This is a genomic window from Streptomyces sp. STR69, from assembly GCF_024519455.1.
Taxonomy (GTDB): domain Bacteria; phylum Actinomycetota; class Actinomycetes; order Streptomycetales; family Streptomycetaceae; genus Streptomyces.
In genome coordinates this window covers 169,550-196,174 of sequence record NZ_JALJRY010000005.1, presented here as the reverse complement: position 1 = coordinate 196,174, position 26,625 = coordinate 169,550, and the positions used below count along the sequence as shown (strand labels likewise).

Sequence of the window (26,625 nt, the reverse complement as noted above, 5' to 3'; positions counted from 1 at the left end):
TCAGCCGAGCTCAGCCGAGCGGGGTCATGGCTCTCGACCAGATGCCGTAGGGGACGTCGGTGACTGGGGTGCCGGAGATTCCTTTCAGCGGCAGGGGTTCGAGGCTCTTGCTCAGGTCGATGCGGTAGACGACGACGGCGGTCGACACGGACTTGGCGGTGCCGACGTACCAGGCCGCGGTGTCGTCCTGGGTGGTACCGGTCTTGCCCGCCACCTCGGCTCCGTCGGTCTGGGCGGCGGCGGGATGCGCGAGACCGAAGGAGTCCGCGAGCGCCTCCGTCACCTCGTCGGCGGTGGTCTTGCTCATCGCCCGGTTCGGCTTCGGCCGCTCCAGCACGACCCCGGCGCCGTTGCGGGTGATACGGCGGACCGAGTACGGCTCGGTGTGGACGCCCCCGGCGTCGAACGTGCCGTACGCGCTCGCCATCCGCAGGGCGCTGGGTGTGGCGTTGCCCAGGGACAGCGCGGGTACCTGCGCCCCGAAACTGGAGGAGAGCAGTCCGGCCGCCTCGGCGGTCTGCCGCACGGTCGACAGGCCGGTGTCCATGCCGAGCTGCATGAACGGGGTGTTCACGGACTGGGCGAGGGCCTGACGCAGACTGATCTGCCCGTAGGACTTCTTGCCGTCGTTGTGCGCGGAGACCTTCTTGCCGCTGCGGTCCCAGTACGGCCCCTCCGGTGTGGTCACCGGCACGCCGTCGTTCCCGTCGTACAGCGTCTGAGGGGTGACCGGGGTCGGCGGTCTGCCCCGGGTCTTGGTGACACCGTGCTCCAACGCGGCGGCGTAGACGAAGGGTTCGAAGGCCGAACCGGCCGGGACGGTGGTCGCGTTGGACTCGTTGAAGCCCTGCGTACGGTGGTCGGGGCCGCCGTAGACCGCGAGGATACGGCCGTCGGAGGCCACCGAGGAGGCGCCGTAGTGCGCGGCCTTCGCGTTGGCGGGGTCGTCCTTCTGGGCGGCCTTGCGGGCCTTGGTGACGGCGTCCGTGAGCTCGGTCTCGCGGTTGCGGTCGAAGGTCGTGTAGATCTGGTAGCCGCCGAGGTCGAAGTCCTTGTCGGAGATGTGCCCGGTCTTCTTCGCGTACTGCGTCGCCAGCTCGACCAGGTAGTCGCTCTGCTTGCCGGTGTCGTAGGTCCGCGACTCCTTGAGCGGCTCGGGGAACGTCTTGTACTTGGCGCGCTCGGCCGGCGACAGCTTGCCGATCTTCACCATGCGGTCCAGGATCCAGGACCAACGGGCCACCGCCCGGGCGTGGTTGGCCTTGCTGATCGTCGGGTCGTAGAGGCCCGCGCCCTTCAGCAGGGAGGCGAGGAAGGCGCCCTCGCTGGCGTTGAGCTGGCTGACGTCCTTGCCGTAGTAGGCCTGGGACGCACGCTGCAGACCGTAGGTGCCGCGGCCGAACCAGCTGGTGTTGAGATAGCCCTCAAGGATCTTGTCCTTGCTCATCTTGTTGTCGAGCTTGAGGGAGATCATCGCTTCGGTGAATTTGCGGCTCACCGTCTGGTTCTGGGTCAGATAGACGTTTTTGACGTACTGCTGGGTGATCGTCGAGCCGCCCTCGGTGTCACCCTCGCCGACCGTGCGATAGAGGGCGCGGGCGATGCCCTTCATCGAAATGCCGGGATCGCTGTAGAAGCTCTCGTTCTCGGCGGCGAGCACCGCCCAGCGGACATCGGTCGGAATGTCCTTCAACGGCATGGCCTGCCGCTGCACCCAGCCGGTACGGGCCATGGGCGTGCCGTCGGACCAGAAGTACACGTTGTCCTGCTGGGTCGCGTACGTGTTGAGGTCCGAGGGGATGTCGGTGGTCGCGTAGGCGACGACCAGGAACAGACCACTGAGCCCGACGGAGGCGGCCACCCCTCCGACCCACTGCCGCCAGGAGGGTATCCAGCGGCGCCAGTCGGTACGGCCCGGGCGCGGGTACTGCGGGCGCATCTTGCGGACGTACGGCGTGAGGAAGATCACGACCGGGGCGAGACGGGCGATGAGGGGAGCGAAGCGGGGGCCGAGGGCCTGGGCGAGGCGGGAGAGACGGGTGCGGAGGGACGGGCGGGGGGCTTTGCGGCCCCGGTGCCGTACCGGTTTCGTCTCCCCCTCGGGTATCTCGGGTGCCTCCGGTATCGCCAGGTCGGACAACCGCAACTGCATGGTCTCGTCCGGCCGGAACCCGGCAGGGAGCTTCAGCTGCATGGTCTCGTCCGGCCGCTGAGGCTGCTCCCCCTCCCCCTCGTGGGTCACTACGTCTCCCTCCGCACTCCATATTGCTCGCACAGGCAGACGCACAGACGTACGAGGGTCTTACAAGGTTGCCGTGGACGCGGCTGCAAATCCCGGTTCCCCTCGGCCTCACAGGTCACGCGGCGGACTCAAATTACCAGTGGTCTTCGCAAGTTCTCCATATAAGAAAACGACAGAACAGGACACAGCCGAAACCTTCATGAAAAAACAAGGTGCCGTCTTCATGTCAGCTCGGCGTTAGCCTGATGTCATGCCTCGCTATGAGTACCGCTGCCGCACCTGCGGATCCACGTTCGAAGTCAGCCGGCCGATGGCGGAGTCTTCCGCGCCGGCGGACTGCCCCTCCGGGCATGACGACACGGTGAAGTTGCTGTCGGCTGTGGCGGTGGGCGGTACGTCGTCCGCCCCCTCGCCTGCAGCGGGCGGAGGGGGCGGTGGTTGTTGCGGTGGGGGCTGCTGCGGCTAGGTGAGCCCGGTGCGTTGTCGGGTGCGGGTGCGTGGGGGCTGAGCGCGCAGTTCCCCGCGCCCCTTAAGGCGTTGCCCTCAGGAACTCCTGAAGGATCCGCTCGCCTGCCAGGACGCCTCGCTCCGGTAGGGCCGTGATGTTGGGGGCCGTCCAAGCCTCGTCTGCCAGTTCGCCGTGGCCCGGGCGCCAGCCCTTGTCGGCCGCCAGCAGGAGGTCGGCGTCCAGGAGGGAGTCGCCTGCTGCGAGGGTGAGGTCGGCACCAGTTCTGTGGGCCACCTCTCGCATGGCAGCGCTCTTGGTGAGGGGCTTGGGTACGGCGTAGATCTTGCGGCCCTGGAGGGAGACCGTCCAGCCGCGGTTCTCCGCCCAGACCGCGAGCTCCTTCACCCACTCCTCGGGGAGGAGTTCGCGCTCCACGACGAGGTAGGCGAAGAGGTCCTCGGCGACGCGGTGCTTGCGCACCCAGGCCGGGTCGGCGGAGTCGGCCAGGTACTGGCGGACCTCCTCCAGCGGAGCGCACTCGGCGGCCAGCTTCGCCTGTACCCCGGCGTGCCAGTCCTCGTCGGTCACGCCGTCGACGAGAAGGTGGCCGCCGTTGGCGCAGATCGCGTACTTCGGTGCCGGGCCGGGCAGGCTGATGCGCTGGTACTGCTTGCGGGTGCGGGTGGTGGTCGGCACGAACACGGCCGCGTCACCGAGTTCGGTGAGCAGTCCGGCCGCCGTCTCCGTCATGAAGGACAGCGGCCTGCTCTCGTGCACCTCGACACAGAGCAGCCGGGGCGCCCGTGCGTCCGGCATGGTCAGGGCGAGGGCGGCCGAGGAGTAGATGAGCGTACGGTCGAGGTCGCTCGCGACGAGTACCGGCATCAGACCGACACCGCCTTGCCGTCGGCACCGGTCGCACCGCGCGTGTACTTGGGGTGGATCAACCCCACGCAGGTGTACGGCAGTTCGGCCACCTCCTCGACGGGCACGCCTCTCTGCTCGGCGAGCAGTCTGACGTGGTCGAGGTCGGCACCGGCACCGGCCCGCGCGAGGATCTTCCAGGGCACCCGGCGCAGCAGCACCCGGGTGGTCTCGCCGACGCCGGGCTTGACGAGGTTCACGTCGTGGATGCCGTACTCCTCGCTGATCCGCTCAACTGCCGCCCAGCCCTCCCAGGTTGGCGTGCGGTCGGCGGCCAGCAGTTCCTTGGCCAGGGTCACCACGGCGTCCGTGACCTCCGGGAAGCGGGCGGCGACGGCATCCAGGAAGTCCACCGAGACGTCCGCGCCGGCGAGTTCGCGGTAGAACTTCGCGCCGTGGAAGTCGTGCGGGCCGACCAGGTCGGAGCGCAGCACCGTGCGTGAAATGAGCCCCGACACGGTCGAGTTGAGGCAGGCGGAGGGGATGAGGAAGTCCTCACGGGTGCCGTACGTCTTCACGCAGGAGCCGGGGTCGGCGAGCACCGCGATCTCCGGGTCGAAGCCGGTGACGCCGTCGGACTCCTCGAACTCCCGGATCGCGTCGGCGAGTTCGCGGGTGATGGCGCCCTTGCCGGTCCAGCCGTCGACGAACACGACGTCGGCCGGGTCGTGATGGGCGGCGAGATAGCGCAGCGCGTTGGCGTCGATGCCTCGGCCGCGCACGATCGACACGGCGTAGTGCGGCAGGTCGAGACCGTGGCGGTACTGGGCCCAGCGGCGCATCAGGACACCTACGGGGGTGCCGGCGCGGGCGAGGGACACGAGCACGGGGCGCGGTGAGCGCTCGGCGAGGACGAGTTCGGTGACTGCCCCCACGGCCAGCGCGAGTCGGCCGGCGGCCTCGTCCAGTGCGGTGTGGAACAGCTCCTGGTACTGCTCGCTGGGCTGGTACTCCACCGGCAGCGACTCCGCGTAGTGCGCACCACCGCTCTGGATGGCCTCCTCGCGCTCCTCGGTCGGCGCCTCCAGCGTCACGTCCGAGAGATCCTGGAGCAGCCAGCCGACCTCTTCCGGCGCGTACGAGGAGAAGGCGGGGCCGCGGAGGGGCTCGGGCAGCATGGGGGGCCTTTCGGGGACGTACGAGGGGACCACCGCGAGGACGACGTGCGGGGTGTGCGCGGCCAACTCGGCGAGCAGTCCGTGCAGTTCGGGGGTGTCCCCGCGGGAGTCGACGACCGCGACCACCGCGTCGAAACCGGCGCCGGCGATGTTGTAGGCGTAGCGGTCGCCGGGGCCGTCCGCGGGGGTGTCGTGGGCGGGGAAGGTGAGGCGGGTGCGGATCGCGTAGCCGGGGTCGTCGACCGCGAGGACGGGGGAACGGGTGGTGGTGGAGTAGGTGACGTCGGCGTCGACGATCTGCTCCAGCTCGCGGGCGAGTCTCAGGGGGGCGTACATCAGCTCTTCGAAGCCGAGGATGTGTACGCGGTGCGCGTCTTCTGGGAGTGCCTCTGCGAGGCGGGCTGCCATTGCGGGGAGGGCGCGTTCGAGGCGTATTCGGTGGGCGGGGGTGAAGCCGTGTCTTCCGCCGTCGGGGAGGTTGTTGGGCCAGCGGAGGTCGACTCGTTTTGGCTGCGGGCCGGTGGGGGCTGGGCGCGCCCCGCGGCGGAGCCGCATATCGACACTGCCCCGCGCCCCTGGGGGGTTGGCGCTCAGGTCGGTTTTCAGGGGCGCGGGGAACTGCGCGGCCGGCCCGGACGGCGCGGCCGACGACGAACCACCTGTCCCGGCACCCCCTGCCTCGTACCGCGCCACCAACTCCTGCCCCTTCTCCAGGACCCCCGCCGGCAGGCGAACCGTGCCCGAAGCCGCTGCCACCAGGTCCACCCTCGCGCCTATCTCCGCCGCGAACTCGTCCAGGCGGCCCGCGTCCGCCGCCGAGCGCATGTCGACCAGGGCCACCACCACGTACCGGTCCCGCGGGTAGCGCTCGTGAAGGTCGCGGATGGTGTTGAGGACCGTGTTGCCGGTGGAGAACTCGTCGTCCACCAGGACCAAGGGGCCCTCGCCGGCCAGCAGCGCGGGGTTCTCGGGGAGGAGGAGGTGGGAGGTCGCGTGGGAGTGGGACTCCTCGAAGCCGCCTGCCGTGGCCACGCCGGGGACCGGGCGGCGGGTGGAGTGGAGGTAGGGGGCGACGGCGATGCCGTCCGCCACGGCGTGGCCCAGGCCCGTCGCGGTTTCCGCGTAGCCGAGGACCACCGCACGGCGGGACTCGTCGGGGCCCAGGAGGTCGCGCACGCGGCGGCCCAGGGTGAAGCCGTAGCCGTAGACGATCGACGGGGACTGGGGGACGTGCTTGCCGAGCACGTTCGAGACGAGGAGGTGGGCCCGTTTGGGGTTGCGGCGGAGGGCCAGGCCCAGGAGGTCGGTCAGTTCGGGGTCGCCGAGGAGTTCGACGCCGAGCCGCTCCGCGACCCAACTGCCGGACCAGACCCCGTTGTTCACTGCCTTGTTCATGCGTCCCTTGCGATTCAGCCGGGGATTCCGGCGGCGAGCAGCTCCACGAAGCCGACGTCCTCGCGTGCGACACCGAAGATCTCGGCGCGCAGCATGGTCCGCTCGGCCCAGGCGCGGTGCGGCTTCACCTCGTTCATCTTGTTCGTGTACGCCGAGCGCAGCACACCCCCGCCGCCCCGCTCGGGCCGCAGGATGTCCTGTGCGTCGCAGAACTCCTCGTGGCTGACCACGGACAGCGCGTGCACGGGCAGCACGTGCGTGGGGTGGATGCAGGTCTTGCCCATCAGCCCGTTGGCCTGGTCGAGGGCGATCTCGCGCAGCAGTCCGTCCATGGCGTGCTCGATCAGCGCCTCGCGCAGCTCCTCCGCCTGGCCCTCCAGGAAGGGGCTGCGGCGCAGCTGCGGCTTGAACATGCGCTCCTGGACGCGGAAGTACTCCCACACCGGGCCGGTCACCGTGAAGCCGGTGCCGTCGGCCCGGCCCAGCATGTTCACCACGTCGCCGATCACGTTGGCGACGATCTGGACGTCGTAGGCCGTCATGTCGGAGGCCCTGCGGAGGCCGTAGGAGGAGCAGAAGTCCGTCACGCCCAGGCGCAGGGCGAGGACGCGGTCGCGGTACTTGTCGACGGCGCGGGAGATGCCCTCCAGGGTCTCGACGCGCGACTCGCGGTAGAGCAGCTCGGGCGACTCCAGGACCGGCATGCCGAACAGCCGGTGGCCGCTCGACACCTCCGCGGCGGCCAGCGCCTCCAGGAAGGGCATGCCGCTCTCCTCGGTGAACTTCGGCATCACGAAGCCGGAGAGGAGTCGTACGGCCGGGCCTATGCGGCGGACGAGATCGGGGATCTGTTCGGGCACGCGGACCCGGACGAACAGCAGCGGGAGCTCCGTGTCGGGGCGGGCGGCCAGCTCGGTGAACTGCTGGACGAGGTTCTCCTCGGCGGCCGGGACGTCCTCGTCGCCGATCGAGTCCTCCAGGCACAGCACCATCGACACGACGCCGCGCCCGGCCAGCTTGACGATGTCGTCGGCCAGGTGGGGCCGGGTGGCCGGGCTGTAGAGCGTGGCGCCGAGGGCGGCGGCGAGCAGCCGGGCCGGGGAGTCCGCGTCGAACTCGCACGGCTCCTGGAAGAAGAGACGCTGCCGTACCTCAGGGGCAATGTGCCCGAAATGACGCATAAAGCTCCCCCGTGGTGACGTTGTGGTTCGTGATTGTTTTCGATAGGTGGCCGGTAATAGTACGTACAAATCCATGTCAGGGGTTCCCGCCGGGCATGAACTTCAGGTAACTCGGCCGTGTCGGTGTCCGAACCCCCACGTTGTCGTGACCAGGACCGAGAGGGCAGGATGACCGCATGACGCACGCGATGCTGAAGGGGTCGAACGTCCCGTTGGAGGCCACCACGGTACGTGCCGTGCTGCGCTGGACGCCCGGACAGGGTGTCCCGGACGTGGATGCCTCTGCTCTGCTCCTCGGCCCCGCCGGTCAGGTGCGTTCCGACGAGGACTTCGTCTTCTACAACCAGCCCCGGCACCCCTCCGGGAAGGTCTGGTGGCTCGGCAAGAAGCGTGTCGCCGAGGGCCCCACCGACACGATCCAGACAGATCTGGCCGGTGTCGAGCCCGAAGTCAGCCGGATTCTGGTGGTCGCATCGGCGGAGGACAAGACCTTCGATCGCGTACTGGGCCTGCGCATCACGCTGTACGACGCCGCCGTCGCCGAGGGTGAGCCGCTGCTGTATTTCGACATCAAGCCGGAGACCGGCGAGGAGACCGCGCTGATCTGCGGGGAGCTGTACCGGCGGGGTGAGGGGTGGAAGTTCCGCGCGCTCGGCGAGGGGTACTCGAACGGGCTGCGGGGACTGGCCACGGACTTCGGTATCACGGTCGACGAGTCGGAGGCCGCGGGCGTTCCCGAGACCTCACAGCCGTTGCCTCCGGCGGTTCCGGCGCAGTCGTCCGGGTACGGGTATCCGCAGACGCAGGAGCCGGTGACTCAGCCTGCGTACGGGTATCCGCAGGCCGCTCCCGCGGGGACGTACGGGTATCCGCAGCCGGTGCCTTCGGCGAGTGCGGTGGATCCTGACTTCCGCTTGCCGCCGCAGGGGCCGCAGTTCATCTGAGGGTGAGCGGTTTTCGGGTGCCGGTCGGTGGGGGCTGGGCGCGCAGTTCCCCGCGCCCCTAAAAAACTAGCGCTCGACCTTCGTCTTGTAGCCTCGCCCCCACTGCAGTCCCCAGCCGTACAGGCGGTCCAGTTCTGCCTGGAAGCCGTAGACGAACTTCACCTCGCGGCGGACGACGAGTTCGCCCTTGACGTTCTCGATCATCACCACCGCGCAGGAACGGGCCTGGGGGTGGCGTTCGTCGAGGCCTATCTCGATGCGGGGGCCGTTGCTGGGGTAGAGGGTGACGATCGCGTGGGTGCGGTCGAAGGCCGGGGTCTGGTCGTAGATGTAGACGAAGACCAGGAGGCGCTTGATCTCGTCGCGGTGGTCGAGGTTGACGTACATCGTCTCGCCGGACGCGGAGCCGAAGCGGTCGTCGCCGCTGAGCTTCACGTACGGGGGTGAGTTGACGTCGCCGAGGAGGCCGCCGAGGGGCTGGACCACGCCCTTGGTGCCGTCCATGAGTTCGTAGAGGCAGCCCAGGTCGAGGTCGACGTTGACCATGCTCTGGCTGTGGCCCATGACCTCGGGCGGCTTGAGGGCCTTGAAGGGGTGGCGCAGCAGGCTGTCGCGCTGGGGGCCGCCGATGTCGGAGGTCCGCATGCGCCAGGTGAGGTTGACGCGCAGGTTGCCGGTGGCCGCGCCCTGTTTGGTGAGCGAGACCTGGTGGTGCCGTTTGGTCAGTTCGATCGCGTTGCTGGCCGCGCTGCCCGAGTCGAAGTCGGCCTCACGCCGCCAGATCCCGTCGAAGAAGCCCATTCCCGCCCCCACGTCCACATCCACGTGCCGCATTCGCATGCCGCATGACAAAGCCGTCGGGGCGGCGGACCGAGGGCATGTCCTCTGTCTGCCGCCCCGAACAGAGCGTTCCCTTACCAGGGAGCTTGTCACACCCCGGACGAGACCTCAGTCTTCTCGTCCGAGCCGGCTTTTCCCTCGGCTTCCGCGATCGCGTTGTTGCGGCGGACCGAGGACCAGAACGACCAGCCGATCAGAACGACGCCGACCAGGCCGGTGATGACCTCGTTGATCTGGTACTGGATGGTGACCATGAGGATCACGGCGAGGGCGCCGATCGCGTAGTGGGCGCCGTGCTCCAGGTAGACGTAGTCGTCCAGGGTGCCCTGGCGGACCAGGTACACCGTCAGCGAGCGGACGTACATCGCGCCGATGCCCAGGCCCAGCGCCATCAGGACGATGTCGTTGGTGATGGCGAAGGCGCCGATCACGCCGTCGAAGGAGAAGGACGCGTCCAGGACCTCCAGGTAGAGGAACATGAAGAACGCGGCCTGGCCGGCGAGGACCACCGCCGGGCGCTGCTTGCCGGTGCGCGCGGCCTCTTCCTCCTCCTCGTGCTCCCGCTCCTCCTCTTCTTCGAGCTTGTCCTCGAAGTAGCCGGAGAGCCCGCCGACGATCATGTACGTGATCAGGCCGGCGATACCGGAGATCAGGACCGTCTGTGCCTTGTCCGCGTGGGCGCCGCCGTGCTGGTGGGCGTGGACCGCGAAGGTCATCGAGGTGACCAGCAGGGCGATCAGCGCGATACAGACCGACAGCATGTCGACCTTGCCGAGCTTGGCGAGCGGGCGCTCGATCCAGCGCAGCCACTGGATGTCCCGCTCCTCGAAGATGAAGTCGAGGAAGATCATCAGCAGGAACATGCCGCCGAAGGCCGCGATCGCCGGGTGGGCGTCGGTCACCAGCTGCTGGTACTGGTCCTTGTCGGTCAACGCGAGGTTGACCGCGTCGATCGGATTCTTCTTGGCGGTCACCGCGACGATGACGACGGGGAACACCAGCCGCATGCCGAAGACGGCGATCAGGACGCCGACCGTGAGGAAGATCTTCTGCCAGAAGGCGGACATCTTCTTCAGGATCCCGGCGTTGACCACCGCGTTGTCGAAGGACAGCGAAATCTCCAGGACGGCCAGGATCGCCACGATTCCGAAGGCTTCCCACCCCCCGTAGAACGCGGCCGCGACCAGGCCGAGCGCGGTGACCGCGAACGACCAGCCGAAGGTTTTCAGAAGCACTGGCTACCCAATCCCTGTGTGTACGGGTCTCCCCCGCGCCGCACTCGGCTTTACTTAAAATTTGACGTCGAGCACTGAGTCTAGAGGGAGACCACCCCGACCGGGACAGCTACCCCGTACCGGTCGGGTAACCCGCAGGTCCTGGGCGTTCAGCCGTGCGAACGCGACTTCGTCCCCTCGAAGATCACGAGAAACGGGGAGACATAACCGGACGCCTCGACAGGTGTGGCGTGACCGGCCACGACCAGTACGACACCGGCGATCAGAGCCGCGCAGTACATGAGTGCGTTGATCGCCTGGGCGGGGCGCTGTTCGGGCTGCTGCGGTTCGCTGGGCATAATGAACGGACTCCCGTCCTTCCGAGGGCGGCGAGCTCCCGAGAGCCACCTGCCTCGTTACCAGGCGCAGCAGGTGGCTCTCTCTTGTCGTCGCCGAGCCACCCCGAGTGAGCGGCCCCTTACGAAACGTTGACCCCGAAGTCTAGGGCGATGCCCCTCAGCCCCGACGCGTACCCCTGTCCCACCGCGCGGAACTTCCACTCGCCCTGGTAGCGGTAGAGCTCGCCGAAGATCATGGCCGTCTCGGTGGAGGCGTCCTCGGAGAGGTCGTAGCGGGCGAGTTCCTGGCCGTCGGCCTGGTTGACGACGCGGATGAAGGCGTTGCTGACCTGGCCGAAGGTCTGGCCGCGGTTGTCGGCGTCGTGGATGGAGACCGGGAAGACGATCTTGTCGACGTTGGCCGGCACCTTGGTGAGGTCGACCAGGATCGACTCGTCGTCGCCCTCGCCCTCACCGGTGAGGTTGTCGCCGGTGTGCTCGACCGAGCCGTCCGGGCTCTTGAGCTGGTTGTAGAAGATGAACCACTCGTCCCCGAGCACCCGGCCGCCGTTGCACAGCAGCGCGCTGGCGTCGAGGTCGAAGTCGGCTCCGGTGGTGGAACGCGCGTCCCAGCCGAGCCCGATCAGTACGTTCGTGAGGTTCGGTGCGGCCTTGGACAGGGAGACGTTGCCCCCCTTGGCGAGTGTGACGCCCATTGTGCTGGTCCTCCCCGAGGCGATGCTGTGTGAGTTGTCCTGCACTCCCCCAGAGGGGGACCGCCAGGCGCCGCACGTGAACCGTGCGGCGCCTGGGGGTGAAGCCTACGGACGTCAGACGTTGACGCCGAAGTCCTGGGCGATACCGCGCAGGCCCGAGGCGTAGCCCTGGCCGATGGCGCGGAACTTCCACTCCGCGCCGTTGCGGTAGAGCTCGCCGAAGACCATCGCCGTCTCGGTCGAGGCGTCCTCGGAGAGGTCGTAGCGGGCGATCTCGGCGCCGCCGGCCTGGTTCACCACGCGGATGAACGCGTTGCGGACCTGGCCGAAGGACTGCTGGCGGTTCTCGGCGTCGTAGATCGAGACCGGGAAGGTGATCTTGTCGACGTCCGCCGGGACCGCCGCGAGGTTCACCTTGATCGCCTCGTCGTCGCCCTCGCCCTCACCGGTGGTGTTGTCACCGGTGTGCTCGACGGAGCCGTCGGGGCTCTTGAGGTTGTTGAAGAAGACGAAGTTGGCGTCGCTCGCGACCTTGCCCGCGCTGTTCAGCAGCAGTGCGCTGGCATCGAGGTCGAAGTCGGTACCGGTGGTGGTGCGGACGTCCCACCCCAGACCGACGATGACCGCGGTCAGGCCCGGGGCCTCCTTGGTCAGTGAAACGTTGCCGCCCTTGCTGAGGCTGACTCCCACGAGTCCTCCATTGGTGTCCAGGGGCGGGGATGCCCCGTAGTGCGTCGGTATCGGATCAACGTCTCGATCCTAGTGACGGGTTCCCGGCCCTCGCAGGCCCTGGAACCTAACAATCACAGGGTGTCGAGGGCCTTCACGTACTCGCCGAGGTCGCGTGCGTCCGGGAGCCCGTTGACGACGGTCCAGCGCACGACGCCCTCCTTGTCGATGATGAAGGTGCCGCGCAGAGCGCACCCCTTGTCCTCGTCGAAGACGCCGTAGTCGCGCGAAGTGTTGCCGTGCGGCCAGAAGTCGGAGAGCAACGGGTACTCCAGGCCCTCCTGTTCGGCGAAGACGCGCAGGGCGTGGATGGAGTCGTTGGAGACCGCGAGGAGTTGGGTGTCGCGGTCGGTGAACTGCGGCAGGTTGTCGCGCAGGGAGCACAGTTCGCCGGTGCAGACGCCGGTGAAGGCGAAGGGGTAGAAGAGCAGCACCACGTTCTTGTCGCCGCGGAAGTCGGAGAGCTTCACGGTGGCGCCGTGGTTGTCTTTGAGCTCGAAATCGGGGGCCTTGTCGCCGACCTGGATCGCCATCTCGTCCTGCATCCCTTCGGTGGGGCTGTTCGGGTGAGACCACCCTGGGCCCACCACCCTACGCAGCGATCACGGCATGCGGACGGACGGGCTGGCGTGGCCAGCCCGTCCGGGGTTCGACGATCGAGGTACCTCCGTGGACTACCTCTTGGACTTGGCTGCCTTGGGCGTCACCAGCCGGCTGCCACTCCAGTCCTTGCCCACGCTGACGCTCTTGGCCGCGGAAAGGCCCGCGGTCGTGGCGGCTTCCGAGATGTCGCTCGGCTCGACGTAGCCGTCACGGCCGGTCTTCGGCGTCAGCAGCAGGATGGAGCCGCCCTCCTCGACGTACGAGATGGCGTCCACCAGCACGTCGGTCAGGTCGCCGTCCTCGTCGCGGAACCACAGCACCACGGCATCGGCGACGTCGTCGTAGTCCTCGTCCACCAGGTCGCTGCCGATGACTTCTTCAATGGCCTCGCGGAGTTCCTGGTCTACGTCGTCGTCGTAGCCGATCTCCTGGACCACCTGCTCGGGCTGGAACCCCAGCCTGACGGCAGGGTTCGTCCGCTCCTCCGCGTGGTCCGCGGTCGCGCTCACGGGTTGCCTCCTGATCATGTCTTGATGAATGTCCAGCCACGCGCGTACGCGAAGCGTTGGCCGTAGTCCACACGGACGGGCCGGATCGCGCAAGTACCCGGCGATTCGGAACGCCGAAACGGTGACGATCCTGGCCGTGTCGCCGCAACTCCAGGCACGCTATCGCGACCACCGGTGACGTACACCACAGCGTTCTGCCCGGTTTGCACGTTTGAGAACCCTCCGAGGGTACGCGACTCGAATGACTTTGCTAAACGAGTCACGGTTACCTCACGGTAGAGATGACGATTGCCGCCCCGCGGTAGACCATGGGGAACGGTGCAGCCCCCTCACCCAGCTCCCTCTGACAGGTAAGGAACAGCGTGGCTTCCGGATCCGATCGCAATCCGATCATCATTGGCGGCCTTCCGAGTCAGGTTCCTGACTTCGATCCCGAAGAGACCCAGGAGTGGCTCGACTCGCTCGACGCCGCCGTGGACCAGCGCGGCCGTGAGCGGGCCCGCTATCTGATGCTCCGGCTGATCGAGCGGGCCCGCGAGAAGCGCGTGGCCGTGCCCGAGATGCGCAGCACGGACTACGTCAACACCATCGCCACCAAGGACGAGCCGTTCTTCCCCGGCAACGAGGAGATCGAGCGCAAGGTCCTCAACGCCACCCGCTGGAACGCCGCGGTGATGGTGTCCAGGGCCCAGCGTCCCGGTATCGGGGTCGGCGGCCACATCGCCACCTTCGCCTCCTCCGCCTCGCTCTACGACGTGGGCTTCAACCACTTCTTCCGGGGCAAGGACCAGGGCGACGGCGGCGACCAGATCTTCTTCCAGGGGCACGCCTCGCCGGGCATCTACGCCCGCGCGTTCCTCCTGGACCGGCTCAGCGAGCAGCAGCTGGACGCGTTCCGCCAGGAGAAGTCGAAGGCGCCGTACGGACTGTCCTCGTATCCGCACCCGCGGTCGATGCCGGACTTCTGGGAGTTCCCGACCGTGTCCATGGGCCTCGGCCCGCTCGGCGCGATCTTCCAGGCGCGGATGAACCGCTACATGGAGGCGCGCGGGATCGCGGACACCTCCAGGTCACACGTGTGGGCGTTCCTCGGTGACGGCGAGATGGACGAGCCGGAGTCGCTCGGCCAGCTGTCGATCGCCGCGCGCGAGGGCCTCGACAACCTGACCTTCGTCGTCAACTGCAACCTCCAGCGGCTCGACGGCCCGGTGCGCGGCAACGGCAAGATCATCCAGGAGCTGGAGTCGCAGTTCCGGGGCGCCGGCTGGAACGTCATCAAGCTGGTCTGGGACCGCACCTGGGACCCGCTGCTCGCCCAGGACCGCGACGGTGTGCTGGTCAACCAGCTCAACACCACGCCGGACGGCCAGTTCCAGACGTACGCCACGGAGACCGGCGCGTACATCCGCGAGCACTTCTTCGGGCACGACCACCGGCTGCGCGCGATGGTCGAGAACATGACCGACGACCAGATCCTGCACCTGGGGCGCGGCGGGCACGACCACCGGAAGGTGTTCGCGGCCTTCGAGGCGGCCAAGGAGCACAAGGGCCAGCCGACCGTGGTCCTCGCCCAGACGGTCAAGGGCTGGACGCTGGGCCCCAACTTCGAGGGCCGCAACGCCACGCACCAGATGAAGAAGCTGACGGTCGCCGACCTCAAGGGCTTCCGCGACCGGCTGCACCTCCCGATCACCGACCAGGAGCTGGAGTCCGGCGCGCCGCCGTACTACCACCCGGGCCGGAACTCGGAGGAGATCCAGTACATGCACGACCGGCGCAACGCGCTGGGCGGGTACGTCCCGACGCGTGTCGTCCGCTCGAAGCCGCTGGTCCTGCCCGAGGACAAGACGTACGCGAGCGTGAAGAAGGGCTCCGGCCAGCAGTCGATCGCCACCACCATGGCGTTCGTACGGCTGCTCAAGGACCTCATGCGGGACAAGGAGATCGGCAAGCGGTTCGTGCTGATCGCGCCGGACGAGTACCGCACGTTCGGCATGGACTCGTTCTTCCCGAGCGCGAAGATCTACAACCCGCTCGGCCAGCAGTACGAGTCGGTGGACCGTGAACTGCTGCTCGCGTACAAGGAGTCGCCGACCGGGCAGATGCTGCACGACGGCATCTCGGAGGCGGGCTGCACCGCTTCGCTGATCGCGGCGGGTTCGGCGTACGCGACCCACGGCGAGCCGCTCATCCCGGTCTACGTCTTCTACTCGATGTTCGGTTTCCAACGCACCGGTGACCAGTTCTGGCAGATGGCCGACCAGTTGGCGCGCGGTTTCGTGCTGGGCGCGACCGCCGGGCGTACGACTCTGACCGGTGAGGGTCTGCAACACGCGGACGGGCACTCGCAGTTGCTGGCGTCGACCAACCCGGGCTGTGTCGCCTACGACCCGGCGTATTCGTACGAGATCGCGTACATCGTGCAGGACGGGCTGCGGCGGATGTACGGCTCGGACGCGGAACACCCGCACGGTGAGGACGTCTTCTACTACCTCACCGTCTACAACGAGCCGCTCCAGCACCCGGCCGAGCCGGCGGACGTCGATGTCGAGGGCATCCTCAAGGGCGTTCACCGCATCAGCCAGGGTGCCTCGGGCACGGTTCCGGCGCAGATCATGGCATCGGGTGTGGCGGTGCCGTGGGCGATCGAGGCGCAGCGGATCCTCGCCGAGGAGTGGAACGTGCGGGCCGATGTGTGGTCCGCGACCTCCTGGAACGAACTGCGGCGCGAGGCCGTCGAGGTGGAGCGGCACAACCTGCTGCATCCCGAGGAGGAGCAGCAGGTTCCTTATGTCACGCGGAAGTTGAGCGGGGCGGAGGGGCCGTTCGTGGCGGTTTCCGACTGGATGCGGTCGGTTCCTGATCAGATCTCGCGGTGGGTGCCCGGGACTTATCAGTCGTTGGGGGCCGACGGGTTCGGGTTCGCCGACACTCGGGGGGCTGCTCGGCGGTTCTTCCACATCGACGCGGAGTCGATCGTGGTGGCTGTGCTGACGGAGTTGGCTCGGGAGGGGAAGGTTGATCGGTCTGTGCTGAAGCAGGCGATCGATCGGTACCAGTTGCTGGATGTCGCCTCGGCCGATCCGGGTGTGGCTGGAGGGGACGCGTAGTTTTTTGGCTGCGGGCCGGTGGGGGCTGGTCGCGCAGTTCCCCGCGCCCCTTAAAGGCAAGCCCCTTCGGGGCGCCTTTAAGGGGCGTCCCGTCGACCTACGATGCGGGCATGAAGCAACAATCGGCGCAAGCCCGTTGGGAGCAGCTGACTCAGCGGCCGTTGCTGGCGCTCGCCGTTGCGTTTGCCGTTGCCTATGCCGTGCCGATCGTGGACACCACCGCCGGTCATTCACTGACGGCGGTATGCACGGCGGTCGAGTGGGCGGTGTGGGCGGCGTTCGCCGCCGACTATCTGATGCGGCTCGCGATGTCCCGGGACCGGCGGCGGTTCGTGCGGACGCACTGGATGGATCTGTGCGCGGTCGTGCTGCCGATACTCCAGCCGCTGCGGCTGCTGCGGATGGTGTCGACGCTCATACTCGTCGGGCGGCGGGCCCGGATGGCCTCGCAGATCCAGCTGACGACGTATGTCGCCGGCGCGGTGGTCGGGCTGTTGATGTTCGGCTCGCTCGCGGTGCTGTCCGTGGAACGGGACTCGCCCAACGGGAACATCCGGACGCTGGGTGATGCCGTGTGGTGGTCGTTCACGACCATGACGACGGTGGGGTACGGGGATCACGCGCCGACCACCGGCCTGGGGCGGATGATCGCCGTCGGGCTGATGCTGTCCGGGATCGCGCTGCTCGGTGTCGTCACCGCGAACATCGCCACCTGGTTCATCGCCCGGTTCGAGAAGGACGACGTGGAGGAACGACGGCAGACCGAGGCCATCGAGGCGCTGACAGAGGAAGTACGGGCGCTGCGGGCGGAGGTGGCGGCACTGCCGGGGGTGCCGAGCCTGGTCAGCCCCGGCTCAGAAGAACGTCCATAGAACCGCCGCCACCGTGTCGATCGCGCCCAGGACCAGGGCCACCAGGGCCACCACCCGGCGTGCGCCCGCCCACCTGCGGCCCATGGCGAGCCAGCCGCAGATCACCGCGATCGGGCCGAGGACGATCCCCAGGTTGCCCGCCAGGAAGAAGCCCGCGACCGCGCAGACCAGTCCGACGACGGCGAGCGTCGCGCGGTCCGGCCGAGTGCGTGTTCCGTTTCCTGAACCCGTCATCGTCAACTCCCTGGATGTCCACGCCAGTTCCGTACTACGACACTACGACCGCTACCCCCGTACGCATGAAAAAAGCCTGCTTGCGCGCTGCCCCCCTCCGGCAGCGCGCCGCAGACCACCCGTCCCCCCTGCCCTGCGGAGGACTTGACTTACTGTGACCTGCGGCGCGTACCGAACGCCAGGAATCTTTAGCGCAGTCACCCTGATAGGCGAACTCGCCCTGAAAAAGGGTTAGATGTGGGCGGCTCCCGCGCCCGCCTCCGCGTTCTCGCCGCGCTTGGTCAGCAGGGCGACGAACACCGCGACCACCGCTACGCCGGCCGCGACCAGGCAGGCCAGGCTCATGCCGGAGATAAAGGTGTCGTGGGCGACCTGCGTGATCTTCGCGGCGACCGCCGCCGGGGTGCCCGGGGCGACCGGGGCGACACCGACCTGGACCGCTTCGGCGGTCGCGTCCAGTTGCGGCTGGGTGAGCTTGGGCAGACCCGCGTCCGCCCAGTTGTCGGCCAGGTCGCTGTCGACGCGGGAGGCCATGACGGCGCCGAGGACGGCCGTACCGAGGCTGCCGCCGATCTGCATCGCGGCCTGCTGGAGACCGCCGGCGACACCGGAGAGCTCCATGGGGGCGTTGCCCACGATGACCTCGGTGGCGCCGACCATCACGGGGGCGAGGCCGAGGCCCAGCAGGGCGAACCAGATGGACATGACCGCGCTGCCGGTGTCCGACTCCAGGGTGGACATGCCGTACATGGCGATCGCGGTGGCCGCCATGCCGCCGGCCAGCGGGATGCGCGGGCCGAGCTTGGTGATCGCCGCGCCGGCCAGCGGGGAGCCGACGATCATCATCCCGGTGAGTGGGAGGAGGTGGAGACCGGCGTCGATGGGGCTCATACCGTGCACGTTCTGCAGATAGAACGTCACGAAGAACAGGCCGCCCATGAAGGCGATCGCCATCAGGACCATCAACACGACGCCCGCGGACAGCGGGACGGAGCGGAACAGGCCCAGCGGGATGAGGGGTTCCTTGACGCGCTGCTCCCAGAAGGCGAACAGGGCGAAGCCCAGGACGGACGCGGCGAGGAACGCCCAGGTCGTACCGGCGCCCCAGCCCCAGGCGGGCGCCTTGATGAGGGCCCAGACGAGGCAGAACATCGCGCCGGAGAGCAGCACGATGCCGAGGATGTCGAAGGAGCGGGGCACGTTCTCGGCGCGGTGGTCACGCAGGATCAGCAGGCCGAGGATCAGCGCGATGGCGCCGACCGGCACGTTGATGAAGAACACCGACTGCCAGTTGACGTGCTCGACGAGGACGCCGCCGAGAATCGGGCCGCCCGCGGTGGAGGCGCCGATGACCATGCCCCACAGGCCGATGGCCATGTTGAGCTTCTCGGCGGGGAAGGTGGCCCGCAGCAGGCCGAGCGCGGCCGGCATCAGCAGCGCGCCGAACAGCCCCTGGAGCACGCGGAAGGTGACGACGAACGCGATGCTGTGCGAGAGGCCGATCGCGCCGGACGCGAGGGCGAATCCGCTCACGCCGATCAGGAAGGTCTGGCGGTGGCCGAAGCGGTCGCCGAGCTTGCCGGCGGTGATGAGGGAGACCGCGAGGGCGAGGAAGTAGCCGTTGGTGATCCACTGGACGTCGGCGAAGCTGGCGCCGAGGTCCTTCTGGATGGCCGGGTTGGCGATGGCGACGATGGTGCCGTCGAGGGCCACCATCATGACGCCGACGGCGACGGTTATGAGGGTGAACCACGGGTGGCCGCGCAGCCCCGTGGAGGGCGTCGGGTCGGACGGGGCGGCCGGTGCCTTGTCCCCCGGCCCCGTCGCGCTGATGGTGGTCTGACTAGTCATGCGTTCGAGGCTAGTGTCAGCCGCTGACAGTTGACAAACAGGTGCAGATGTCGGCGGCTGTCAACAATCGCAAGGAGAACGGCATGGAGACATTGCGCGAGCGCAAGAAGGCCCGCACGCGGGACGCGCTGCTGCACGCCGCCCTCGAACTGTTCACGACCAAGGGCTACGAACAGACCACCGTCGACGAGATCGCCGAGGCCGTCGACGTCTCGCAGCGCACCTTCTTCCGCTACTTCGCGGGCAAGGAGGAGGCCGCGTTCTTCGTGCCCCGGCTCACCGAGACGCACTTCGTCGGGGCCGTCCGCGCCCGCCCGCCGCACGAGGCCCCGCTGGAGGCGCTGCGCCGGGCCGTGCTGGAGAGCTGGGACACCATCAACGAGGCGATCCAGCAGGTCGTACCGCTGGACCTGCACATGCGCACCTACCGGGTCATCGAGTCGACGCCCGCGCTGCTCGCCGCGCATCTGCGGCGCTCGATGGAGCTGGAGGAGGAACTCGCGCAGATCATCGCCGTACGCGAGGGGCTGGCAATGGACGCGGACCCCCGGCCGCGGCTGGTGGTGGCGGTGTTCGGCGGGGTGATGCGGGTGGTGGAGCGGATGTGGATCGCGGGGGACGACCTCAGCATCGAGGCGATGCGGGAGTTGACGGCCGCCTACCTGGACGGGGTGGGACCGGCGCTCGCGGGGAACTGGCGCGCGAGCGAGTCGTACTGAGTTCCTCATCACGTACCGCTGAAACGTGATCCCCGTCACTCGGTTAACGCGAGACCCTCTCGTTCTCCTAGTGTGTCCTCCCAGTGACTTCCTTCGACTCCTCCCCCACGCTGAACGCCTGGCGCGCGCTGCTCGCGCTGGCCGTGGTGTTCGTGATGCTGGCGACCACCGGCTGGACCGCGGTACGCAGCCACCCCGGGAAAACGGCGCTCCAGGCCTCCCTCTCCGCATGGGAGCACGGCCGCATAAACGGGCGCGAGCTGCCCGACCCGGACGCCTCCCCGACCCGGCTGGCCCGCTTCTTCGCCTCGCTCACCGCCCAGCAGCGCACGCGCCTCGCGCACCGCTATCCCCTCGCGGTCGGCAACATGAACGGCGCCCCGGTCCAGCTGCGCTACCGCGCCAACCACATCGCCCTCGACCAGGCCCGCAAGGTCGAGCGGAAGCGCATGCACGACAGCCGCCTCACGCCCTACGGCAAGCAGGAGGCGGGCCGCCTCATGCACCGCTTCGAGGCGCTGATGAGCGGGGACCGCCACATCCTGGCCTTCGACCCCGAGGGTTCGGGCCGGATCGCCGAGGTCTTCGGCGACCTGGACACCGCGCAGCGCGTCTCGATCATCGTCCCCGGTGTCGACACCGACCTGCTGACCTTCCAGAAGACCAACAAGAGCTACTCGGCACCGGTCGGTATGGCGCAGAACCTGTACGCCGCCGAGAACACGGCGAAGTCCGCGACCGACACCGGCACGCGCACGGCCGTCATCGCCTGGGCCGACTACACCGCGCCCGGCGGCCTCGGCATCGACTCGGCCACCGCGGGACGCGCCGAGGCAGGCGCCGTACGGCTGAACGCGCTGGTACGCGCGCTGCCCGGCACCTCGCGGATCGCCCTCTTCTGCCACAGCTACGGCTCGGTGGTGTGCGGGGTCGCCGCACACGAACTGCCGCCCCGGGTGACCGACATCGCGGTGGCCGGCAGCCCCGGTATGCGCGCCTCGAACGCCTCCCACCTGCACACCCTCGCCCAGGTGTGGGCGATGCGGGACGCCGACGACTGGATCCAGGACGTGCCGTACATGGAGGTCGGCGGTCTCGGGCACGGCGAGGACCCGGTGTCCAGGGCGTTCGGCGCGCGGGTGCTGGCCGCGAAGGACGCCAAGGGGCACACCGGCTACTTCGCGTCGGGTACCGACAGCCTCGCCAATTTCGCCGACATCGGTGTGGGCGCGTACGACGCGGTGTCGTGCGCGCACGACACCGACACCTGCCGACAGGGTCTGTCCGACGCCCCGGCGGCCGGACGCGCGTAGAAACAGCAGGAACTGCGGTCTGCGCGGGGATGGGACGGAGGAGTGTGTGCCGCCTACGATGAGCCGCATGGGTGACGTACTGGCCGGATTTCATGCCGCTTGGGAGTTCGAGTCCGACTTCGTGCGTATCCGCTACGAGCGGGGCATTCGAACCCCCAAGCTGTTCCAGGCGCTCGGTGAACGCTGGATCCCCTTCGAGGCGATCGAGACGGTGACGCTCGCCCCCGGCAGACGCGGCACCGTCGTCCTGCGCGTCGTACCGCGCCCCGGCTCCGACCCGCTCATGGAGGCGGCGGCCGGCCAGCTGAAGGAGGGCAGCGACCCCTATCAACTGGTGCTGCCCGCCGAGCGCGAGACCCTCGCCGAGTACTACGCCGACGAGCTGCGCGCCCAGCTGAAACAGGACCGCGGGCCCGCCGAACGGTTCCTGGTGGCCGCGCCCGAAGTACCGCTGCGCTTCAAGGCGTACGACGGGAAGGCGACCTTCGACGGGAAGACGGTGTCCTTCCGCTGGTTCTGGACCGGCGCCTCGTCGGCCAAGTGGAAGGCCGGCGACCAGAGCTTCCCGGTCACCGACCTCAACGGCGTCGAGTGGCGCTCCCCCGAGGTCTTCGAGGGTCATCTACGGCTGCTGCGGGGGACTGCGCCGCCGGTGCCGGTGGATCAGGATCCGGCGGCTGTGGTGTTCGGGCTGGGATACGGGCCGGTGCACGAGTCTCTGCCGTTCGCGGCAGCGGTCCTTTCCGCCGTTCGCTCCGCGCGTCCTACGGCTGTGATCCCGGCCGCTCGGCGTGACCCCGCGGACATCGCCGAGCGGATTCGGCATCTTGGTGAGTTGCATGCAGCGGGGCTGGTGACGGACGAGGAGTTCACCGTGAAGAAGGCGGAACTCCTCGCGGAACTGTAAGGACCACTACTCCCTGCTGGTGGAAGCGAAGGTCATGTCCGCGTAGCGGTCGCCCGCCACCTTGCCGGCGATCGGCTCCAGCAGGGTCAGCTCGTCGTCCGTCAGGACGATCCGCGTCGCCGCCGTGTTCTCCTCCACCCGCCTGCGCTTGGTGGTGCCGGGGATCGGGATCACCGGGAGGCCGTGGACCTGGGCCCGCTGCTGTACCCAGGCCAGGGCGATCTGGCCGAGGGAGGCGTCGTGGGCGTCGGCGACCGCGCGGATCGGTTCCAGGAGCGCCGCGTTGGCCGACGCGTTCTCGCCGGTGAAGCGGGGCTGCGAACGGCGGAAGTCGCCCTCCGTCAGGTCCTGTTCGGCGTTGGCGAAGGAGCCGGTGAGGAAGCCCCGGCCGAGCGGCGAGTACGGCACGACGGCCGAGCCCAGTTCGACGGCCGCCCCGACGAGACTGATCTCGACGTCACGGCTGAAAAGCGACCACTCCGACTGCACGGCGGCGATCGGGTGCACGGTGTGCGCCGCGCGCAGCTCCGCTCCCGTGACCTCGCTCAGCCCGAGGTGCCTGACCTTGCCCTCGCGCACCAACTCCGCCATCGCGCCGACGGTCTCCTCGATGGGGACGGCCGGGTCGCGGCGGTGCATGTAGTAGAGGTCGATGACATCGATGCCGAGACGTTGCAGGCTCGCCTCGACGGCCTGGCGGATGTAGGGCCGGTCGTTGCGGATGACCCGCCGGGTGGGCTCGCCGGGCGGGATGGACATGGCGAACTTGGTGGCGACGACGACCTCGTCACGGTGCGCCTTGAAGAACGGCGAGAGGAACCGCTCGTTCTCCCCCACGCCGTACACGTCCGCCGTGTCGTAGAAGGTCACGCCGAGCTCCAGCGCCCGGTCCAGGGTGGCCAGCGACTCCTTCGCGTCGGGGGGACCGTAGGCGAAGCTCATGCCCATGCAGCCGAGGCCCTGGACGCCGACCTCGGGGCCGTCCGCGCCGAGCCGTGCGGTCGGGATCGTGGTGTCGGTCATCCTGCCTTCTCCTTCTCGTAGGCGTGGGCCTCGCCGTAGAAGGCGATCTTCCGGTCGAGTACGGCGAGGGTGTCGTGCAGTTCGGCGATCCTGGCCAGGACGTCCCGGCGGGTGGCTTCGAGGAGTTCGAAGCGGTCGCCGTAGGTGTGGTCGCCCTCGCGCACCAGCTCGGCGTAGCGGACCATGTCGGCGACCGGCATGCCGGTCAGGCGGAGCTTGCCGACGAGGTCGAGCCAGTCGAGGTCGCGGTTGCTGTAGCGGCGCTGGCCGGTGTGCGAGCGGTCGATGTGCTGCATGAGCCCGATGCGCTCGTACCAGCGCAGGGTGTGTGCCGTCAGCCCGGTGAAGGCGACGACCTCGCTGATGGTGTAGCTGTCCGCGCCGTCGGGACGCCGCTCGGCCTGCGGCGGGCCTGCGCAGCTGTCGGTCCTGGTACCCGTGGTCTCCATCACCGTCATGGCCACCACGCTATGGCCTTGGAGTGCACTCGAAGCAAGCGGAACCCGTAAGAAATCGGCAGGAGGCCCGGGACCGAGCGCTTAGGCTCGACGGCATGTCCTTGCAGAACCTCGCGCTGATCGAGAACTGGCCGGTGCCGACCGCGGCAGCAGGTGTCGTACGGGCCGACGGAACCGTCCTCGGGACCCGCGGCCCGACCGCCCACCGCTTCCCGCTCGCCTCGGTCACCAAGCCGCTCGCGGCCTACGCCGCCCTCGTCGCGTACGAGGAGGGCGCGATCGAGCTGGACGAACCGGCGGGCCCGCCCGGCTCCACCGTGCGCCACCTCCTCGCCCACACCTCGGGCCTGGCCTTCGACGAACACCGCGTGACGGCACCCCCCGGACAGCGCCGCCTGTACTCGAACGCGGGCTTCGAGCAGCTGGGCGACCACCTCGCGAAGGCGACGGAGATCCCGTTCGCGGAGTACCTGCATCAGGCGGTCCTGGACCCGCTGGGCATGAGCTCAACGACCCTCGAAGGCTCCCCGGCGAAGGACGGGGTCTCGACGGTCGACGACCTCCTCCTCTTTGCCGCCGAACTCCAGGCACCGCGCCTCCTCGACCCCCGTACGGTCGCCGAGGCGATGACGGTCCAGTACCCGGGCACCAAGGGCGTCCTGCCGGGCTACGGCCACCAGAACCCCAACGACTGGGGCCTCGGCTTCGAGATCCGCGACTCCAAGTCCCCGCACTGGACGGGCAGTTCGTCCTCCCCGCGCACCTTCGGCCACTTCGGCCAGTCCGGTACGTTCCTGTGGGTGGACCCGACGGCGGGCGCGGCCTGCGTGGCACTGACGGACCGGGCGTTCGGGCCGTGGGCGGTGGAGGCCTGGCCGCCCTTCACGGACGCGGTGCTGACCGAGATCTAGAGCATCTCCCACATCAACAACTCGGCCCCGGTGGCCGCCTGAGCCGCCAGATCCCGCGCGTCCGTGATCCGAGCAGCATCCCCCGGCCCCAACTTCTCGCCGCCCAGGCTCACTTCGCCGCGCACCACATGAACGTACACATGCGCCGCGTCCGGTACGGCCGTCCGCTCGCCGGGCGTAAGACGGCGCACGTGCAGCATCGCCCCCGCCTCCGGCACCGCGTACGGAGTGGAGTCCGCGATGCCGTGGACGATCTCGTACGACGGTTCGCCACCGGGCTCCAGCGGTGCCAGCCACATCTGCACGAAGGTCAGGGGCGAGTCGCTGTCGTTGCGCTCGACATGCCGCACCCCGGCCGCCGAACTGAGACGCTGCACGTCACCGGGCCGGACGCGCGTGAGGTGGCCGGTGGAGTCGCGGTGGCTGAGCTCCCCCTCGACGACCCACGTGACGATCTCGGTGTGGCTGTGCGGGTGTTCGTCGAACCCGGCGCCCGGGGCGAGCCGTTCCTCGTTGCAGGCGATGACCGCACCGAACCGGAGGTTGTCGGGGTCGTAGTGCGGCCCGAAGGAAAAGGCGTGCCACGACTGGATCCCGCCCTGCGGGTCACCCCCTGAGTACCGCTCGGCAGAACGCCGTACGTCCATCACACCCACCACGGTAGTCCCGCCCACGGCGAGGGCACACCGGCTCAAGGTGCCCCGAAGGTGACCGAACCAAAAGATGGTGCAGTCTTGTCACGTGCCCGAACCCGAAACCACCAGACCCGCAGCCCCCCTGCCCCGAGCCCACTCGCACCCGGCGACCCTCAAGCGGCTGGAGCAGTCGTCCGGGAGTCTCGCCGCCCAGGCCATCGCGCGCATGGACGAGTCGCTGCCGTGGTACCGGGCGATGCCCCCGGAGAACCGTTCCTGGATCGGGCTGGTCGCACAGGCCGGTATCGCCGCGTTCACCGAGTGGTTCCGGCATCCCGACGCCCCCCAGGCGATCTCCACCGACGTCTTCGGTACGGCGCCCCGGGAGCTGACCCGGGCCATCACGCTGCGCCAGACCGTGGAGATGGTGCGCACGACGATCGAGGTCATGGAGTCCGCGATCGACGAGGTGGCGGCGCCCGGCGACGAATCCGTCCTCCGCGAGGCGTTGCTCGTGTACGCCCGTGAGATCGCCTTCGCGACCGCCCAGGTGTACGCGCAGGCCGCCGAGGCGCGCGGTGCGTGGGACGCGCGGCTGGAGTCGCTGGTCGTGAACGCCGTGCTGAGCGGCGAGGCCGACGAAGGGGCTGTCTCCCGGGCCGCCGCGCTCGGGTGGAACTCGCCGGAGCACGTGTGTGTCGTCCTGGGCACCGCGCCCGACGGCGACAGCGAGCTGACCGTGGAGGCGATCCGCCGTGCTGCCCGGCACGCCAAGCTCCAGGTGCTGACCGGGGTGCTGGGCGACCGGCTCGTCGTGATCGCGGGAGGCAGCGACAACCCCCTCGCGGTCGCCAAGTCGCTGATCGGGCCGTATGCGGCCGGACCTGTCGTGGCCGGGCCGATCGTGCCGGATCTGCTGGCCGCGACCCGGTCCGCGCAGGCCGCCGCGGCCGGGCTGAAGGCCTGCTCCGCCTGGCAGGACGCACCGCGCCCGGTGCTGGCGGACGACCTGCTTCCGGAACGCGCGATGGCCGGTGACCCGGGTGCGCGCGACCAGTTGGTGGAGGAGATCTACAGACCACTGGAGGAGGCCGGGTCGGCGCTCCTGGAGACGCTCAGCGTCTATCTGGAACAGGCGAGTAGTCTCGAAGGTGCGGCACGCATGCTGTTCGTCCATCCCAACACCGTGCGCTACCGGCTTCGACGTGTGACTGACGTCACCGGCTGGTCGCCGTCCGATGTACGTTCCGCGTTCACGCTGCGGATCGCGCTGATCCTGGGGCGTCTGGCCGATGGAGATCTCCAGACCTAGGTTTTTGTCGGGGCCCCACAAAACCCCCTCGTGTTCTTCGTCCCTGTCCCCACGGGCGGCCGTGCCCGTCCCCAAGAGA

At 68.8% G+C, this 26,625-nt stretch carries 25 protein-coding genes; 9 read left to right on the top strand and 16 right to left on the bottom strand.

Annotation, left to right across the window (positions count from 1 at the left end; genetic code table 11):
• Positions 1 to 10 precede the first annotated feature (10 nt).
• Positions 11 to 2,194, bottom strand: coding sequence for a transglycosylase domain-containing protein (locus tag OC490_RS11345; RefSeq protein WP_262057930.1), 2,184 nt, complete (start codon positions 2,192 to 2,194; stop codon positions 11 to 13).
• Positions 2,195 to 2,492: 298 nt separating this feature from the next.
• On the opposite strand from OC490_RS11345, the gene OC490_RS11340 reads away from it, so the two are divergent.
• Positions 2,493 to 2,708, top strand: a complete 216-nt coding sequence (locus OC490_RS11340) for an FmdB family zinc ribbon protein (RefSeq protein WP_262057746.1) — start codon at positions 2,493 to 2,495, stop codon at positions 2,706 to 2,708.
• Between the two features lie 63 nt (positions 2,709 to 2,771).
• On the opposite strand, the gene OC490_RS11335 is transcribed toward OC490_RS11340, so the two are convergent.
• The 3 genes from OC490_RS11335 to OC490_RS11325 are packed head-to-tail and all read right to left on the bottom strand — an operon-like array spanning position 2,772 to position 7,308.
• Positions 2,772 to 3,575 (bottom strand): HAD family hydrolase, encoded by an 804-nt coding sequence (locus OC490_RS11335; RefSeq protein WP_262057745.1) that lies wholly within the window; start codon positions 3,573 to 3,575, stop codon positions 2,772 to 2,774.
• On the bottom strand, positions 3,575 to 6,127 hold the full coding sequence (locus OC490_RS11330) for a phosphoribosyltransferase (protein WP_262057744.1): 2,553 nt from the start codon (positions 6,125 to 6,127) through the stop codon (positions 3,575 to 3,577). Before OC490_RS11330 ends, OC490_RS11335 begins: the two co-directional genes overlap by 1 nt.
• 14 nt (positions 6,128 to 6,141) lie before the next feature.
• On the bottom strand, positions 6,142 to 7,308 hold the full coding sequence (locus OC490_RS11325; protein ID WP_262057743.1) for an HpcH/HpaI aldolase/citrate lyase family protein: 1,167 nt from the start codon (positions 7,306 to 7,308) through the stop codon (positions 6,142 to 6,144).
• A gap of 176 nt (positions 7,309 to 7,484) precedes the next feature.
• Between OC490_RS11325 and OC490_RS11320 the strand changes: the two genes are divergently transcribed.
• The gene (locus OC490_RS11320) at positions 7,485 to 8,252 is read left to right on the top strand and encodes a TerD family protein (protein ID WP_262057742.1); all 768 of its coding nucleotides are present in this window, start codon (positions 7,485 to 7,487) and stop codon (positions 8,250 to 8,252) included.
• A gap of 66 nt (positions 8,253 to 8,318) precedes the next feature.
• Here OC490_RS11320 and OC490_RS11315 read toward each other — a convergent pair whose 3' ends face one another.
• From OC490_RS11315 to OC490_RS11285, 7 genes are all read right to left on the bottom strand, one after another.
• Positions 8,319 to 9,053: a Tellurium resistance gene (locus tag OC490_RS11315; protein WP_262057929.1), complete on the bottom strand. Its 735-nt coding sequence runs from the start codon at positions 9,051 to 9,053 to the stop codon at positions 8,319 to 8,321.
• A gap of 128 nt (positions 9,054 to 9,181) precedes the next feature.
• Positions 9,182 to 10,327, bottom strand: coding sequence for a DUF475 domain-containing protein (locus OC490_RS11310; protein ID WP_262057741.1), 1,146 nt, complete (start codon positions 10,325 to 10,327; stop codon positions 9,182 to 9,184).
• Positions 10,328 to 10,476: 149 nt separating this feature from the next.
• The gene (locus tag OC490_RS11305) at positions 10,477 to 10,665 is read right to left on the bottom strand and encodes a hypothetical protein (protein ID WP_262057740.1); all 189 of its coding nucleotides are present in this window, start codon (positions 10,663 to 10,665) and stop codon (positions 10,477 to 10,479) included.
• Between the two features lie 119 nt (positions 10,666 to 10,784).
• On the bottom strand, positions 10,785 to 11,360 hold the full coding sequence (locus tag OC490_RS11300) for a TerD family protein (protein ID WP_262057739.1): 576 nt from the start codon (positions 11,358 to 11,360) through the stop codon (positions 10,785 to 10,787).
• A gap of 114 nt (positions 11,361 to 11,474) precedes the next feature.
• On the bottom strand, positions 11,475 to 12,050 hold the full coding sequence (locus tag OC490_RS11295) for a TerD family protein (RefSeq protein WP_019060360.1): 576 nt from the start codon (positions 12,048 to 12,050) through the stop codon (positions 11,475 to 11,477).
• A 113-nt stretch (positions 12,051 to 12,163) separates the two neighbouring features.
• On the bottom strand, positions 12,164 to 12,622 hold the full coding sequence (locus OC490_RS11290; RefSeq protein ID WP_262057738.1) for a peroxiredoxin: 459 nt from the start codon (positions 12,620 to 12,622) through the stop codon (positions 12,164 to 12,166).
• Positions 12,623 to 12,763: 141 nt separating this feature from the next.
• Positions 12,764 to 13,201: a DUF3052 domain-containing protein gene (locus tag OC490_RS11285; RefSeq protein WP_019060358.1), complete on the bottom strand. Its 438-nt coding sequence runs from the start codon at positions 13,199 to 13,201 to the stop codon at positions 12,764 to 12,766.
• A 362-nt stretch (positions 13,202 to 13,563) separates the two neighbouring features.
• Between OC490_RS11285 and aceE the strand changes: the two genes are divergently transcribed.
• Together aceE and OC490_RS11275 are read left to right on the top strand one after the other, a co-directional pair.
• Positions 13,564 to 16,311, top strand: a complete 2,748-nt coding sequence (gene aceE / locus OC490_RS11280; RefSeq protein WP_262057737.1) for a pyruvate dehydrogenase (acetyl-transferring), homodimeric type — start codon at positions 13,564 to 13,566, stop codon at positions 16,309 to 16,311.
• 110 nt (positions 16,312 to 16,421) lie between these two features.
• Positions 16,422 to 17,183: a potassium channel family protein gene (locus OC490_RS11275; protein ID WP_262057736.1), complete on the top strand. Its 762-nt coding sequence runs from the start codon at positions 16,422 to 16,424 to the stop codon at positions 17,181 to 17,183.
• Here OC490_RS11275 and OC490_RS11270 read toward each other — a convergent pair.
• Together OC490_RS11270 and OC490_RS11265 are read right to left on the bottom strand one after the other, a co-directional pair.
• Positions 17,166 to 17,417, bottom strand: coding sequence for a hypothetical protein (locus OC490_RS11270; protein ID WP_262057735.1), 252 nt, complete (start codon positions 17,415 to 17,417; stop codon positions 17,166 to 17,168). The two genes, OC490_RS11275 and OC490_RS11270, sit on opposite strands and share 18 nt — an antisense overlap.
• Positions 17,418 to 17,648: 231 nt before the next feature.
• Positions 17,649 to 19,268, bottom strand: a complete 1,620-nt coding sequence (locus tag OC490_RS11265) for an MFS transporter (protein ID WP_262057734.1) — start codon at positions 19,266 to 19,268, stop codon at positions 17,649 to 17,651.
• An 83-nt stretch (positions 19,269 to 19,351) separates the two neighbouring features.
• On the opposite strand from OC490_RS11265, the gene OC490_RS11260 reads away from it, so the two are divergent.
• The 3 genes from OC490_RS11260 (at position 19,352) to OC490_RS11250 (ending at position 22,207) form a co-directional block, all read left to right on the top strand.
• Positions 19,352 to 19,987, top strand: coding sequence for a TetR family transcriptional regulator (locus OC490_RS11260; protein WP_262057733.1), 636 nt, complete (start codon positions 19,352 to 19,354; stop codon positions 19,985 to 19,987).
• Between the two features lie 83 nt (positions 19,988 to 20,070).
• The gene (locus OC490_RS11255) at positions 20,071 to 21,300 is read left to right on the top strand and encodes an alpha/beta hydrolase family protein (protein WP_262057732.1); all 1,230 of its coding nucleotides are present in this window, start codon (positions 20,071 to 20,073) and stop codon (positions 21,298 to 21,300) included.
• Between the two features lie 58 nt (positions 21,301 to 21,358).
• Entirely contained in the window at positions 21,359 to 22,207 is an 849-nt protein-coding gene (locus OC490_RS11250) for a DUF4429 domain-containing protein (RefSeq protein ID WP_262057731.1), read from the top strand.
• A 6-nt stretch (positions 22,208 to 22,213) separates the two neighbouring features.
• Here OC490_RS11250 and OC490_RS11245 read toward each other — a convergent pair whose 3' ends face one another.
• A complete protein-coding gene (locus OC490_RS11245) occupies positions 22,214 to 23,230 on the bottom strand; it encodes an aldo/keto reductase (protein WP_262057730.1) in 1,017 nt (338 codons plus the stop codon).
• Positions 23,227 to 23,688, bottom strand: a complete 462-nt coding sequence (locus tag OC490_RS11240) for a MerR family transcriptional regulator (protein WP_262057729.1) — start codon at positions 23,686 to 23,688, stop codon at positions 23,227 to 23,229. The genes OC490_RS11245 and OC490_RS11240 overlap by 4 nt, the downstream gene beginning before the upstream one ends.
• 95 nt (positions 23,689 to 23,783) lie before the next feature.
• Here OC490_RS11240 and OC490_RS11235 point away from each other — a divergent pair, with 95 nt between their 5' ends.
• Positions 23,784 to 24,599 (top strand): serine hydrolase domain-containing protein, encoded by an 816-nt coding sequence (locus OC490_RS11235; protein WP_262057728.1) that lies wholly within the window; start codon positions 23,784 to 23,786, stop codon positions 24,597 to 24,599.
• Here the strand turns inward: OC490_RS11235 and OC490_RS11230 are convergent.
• Positions 24,596 to 25,246, bottom strand: a complete 651-nt coding sequence (locus tag OC490_RS11230) for a pirin family protein (RefSeq protein WP_262057727.1) — start codon at positions 25,244 to 25,246, stop codon at positions 24,596 to 24,598. The genes OC490_RS11235 and OC490_RS11230 overlap by 4 nt on opposite strands.
• A 94-nt stretch (positions 25,247 to 25,340) precedes the next feature.
• On the opposite strand from OC490_RS11230, the gene fasR reads away from it, so the two are divergent.
• Positions 25,341 to 26,546, top strand: a complete 1,206-nt coding sequence (fasR, locus tag OC490_RS11225) for a fatty acid biosynthesis transcriptional regulator FasR (protein ID WP_262057726.1) — start codon at positions 25,341 to 25,343, stop codon at positions 26,544 to 26,546.
• Positions 26,547 to 26,625 lie beyond the last annotated feature (79 nt).

Excerpts from the sequence above, each read along its gene's own strand:
- OC490_RS11345 (WP_262057930.1), bottom strand. The coding sequence starts at position 2,194 with ATGCAGCTGAAGCTCCCTGCCGGGTTCCGGCCGGACGAGACCATGCAG.
- OC490_RS11340 (WP_262057746.1), top strand. The coding sequence starts at position 2,493 with ATGCCTCGCTATGAGTACCGCTGCCGCACCTGCGGATCCACGTTCGAA.
- OC490_RS11335 (WP_262057745.1), bottom strand. The coding sequence starts at position 3,575 with ATGCCGGTACTCGTCGCGAGCGACCTCGACCGTACGCTCATCTACTCC.
- OC490_RS11330 (WP_262057744.1), bottom strand. The coding sequence starts at position 6,127 with ATGAACAAGGCAGTGAACAACGGGGTCTGGTCCGGCAGTTGGGTCGCG.
- OC490_RS11325 (WP_262057743.1), bottom strand. The coding sequence starts at position 7,308 with ATGCGTCATTTCGGGCACATTGCCCCTGAGGTACGGCAGCGTCTCTTC.
- OC490_RS11320 (WP_262057742.1), top strand. The coding sequence starts at position 7,485 with ATGACGCACGCGATGCTGAAGGGGTCGAACGTCCCGTTGGAGGCCACC.
- OC490_RS11315 (WP_262057929.1), bottom strand. The coding sequence starts at position 9,053 with ATGGGCTTCTTCGACGGGATCTGGCGGCGTGAGGCCGACTTCGACTCG.
- OC490_RS11305 (WP_262057740.1), bottom strand. The coding sequence starts at position 10,665 with ATGCCCAGCGAACCGCAGCAGCCCGAACAGCGCCCCGCCCAGGCGATC.
- OC490_RS11300 (WP_262057739.1), bottom strand. The coding sequence starts at position 11,360 with ATGGGCGTCACACTCGCCAAGGGGGGCAACGTCTCCCTGTCCAAGGCC.
- OC490_RS11290 (WP_262057738.1), bottom strand. The coding sequence starts at position 12,622 with ATGGCGATCCAGGTCGGCGACAAGGCCCCCGATTTCGAGCTCAAAGAC.
- OC490_RS11275 (WP_262057736.1), top strand. The coding sequence starts at position 16,422 with ATGAAGCAACAATCGGCGCAAGCCCGTTGGGAGCAGCTGACTCAGCGG.
- OC490_RS11270 (WP_262057735.1), bottom strand. The coding sequence starts at position 17,417 with ATGACGGGTTCAGGAAACGGAACACGCACTCGGCCGGACCGCGCGACG.
- OC490_RS11265 (WP_262057734.1), bottom strand. The coding sequence starts at position 19,268 with ATGACTAGTCAGACCACCATCAGCGCGACGGGGCCGGGGGACAAGGCA.
- OC490_RS11260 (WP_262057733.1), top strand. The coding sequence starts at position 19,352 with ATGGAGACATTGCGCGAGCGCAAGAAGGCCCGCACGCGGGACGCGCTG.
- OC490_RS11250 (WP_262057731.1), top strand. The coding sequence starts at position 21,359 with ATGAGCCGCATGGGTGACGTACTGGCCGGATTTCATGCCGCTTGGGAG.
- OC490_RS11245 (WP_262057730.1), bottom strand. The coding sequence starts at position 23,230 with ATGACCGACACCACGATCCCGACCGCACGGCTCGGCGCGGACGGCCCC.
- OC490_RS11240 (WP_262057729.1), bottom strand. The coding sequence starts at position 23,688 with ATGACGGTGATGGAGACCACGGGTACCAGGACCGACAGCTGCGCAGGC.
- OC490_RS11235 (WP_262057728.1), top strand. The coding sequence starts at position 23,784 with ATGTCCTTGCAGAACCTCGCGCTGATCGAGAACTGGCCGGTGCCGACC.
- OC490_RS11230 (WP_262057727.1), bottom strand. The coding sequence starts at position 25,246 with ATGGACGTACGGCGTTCTGCCGAGCGGTACTCAGGGGGTGACCCGCAG.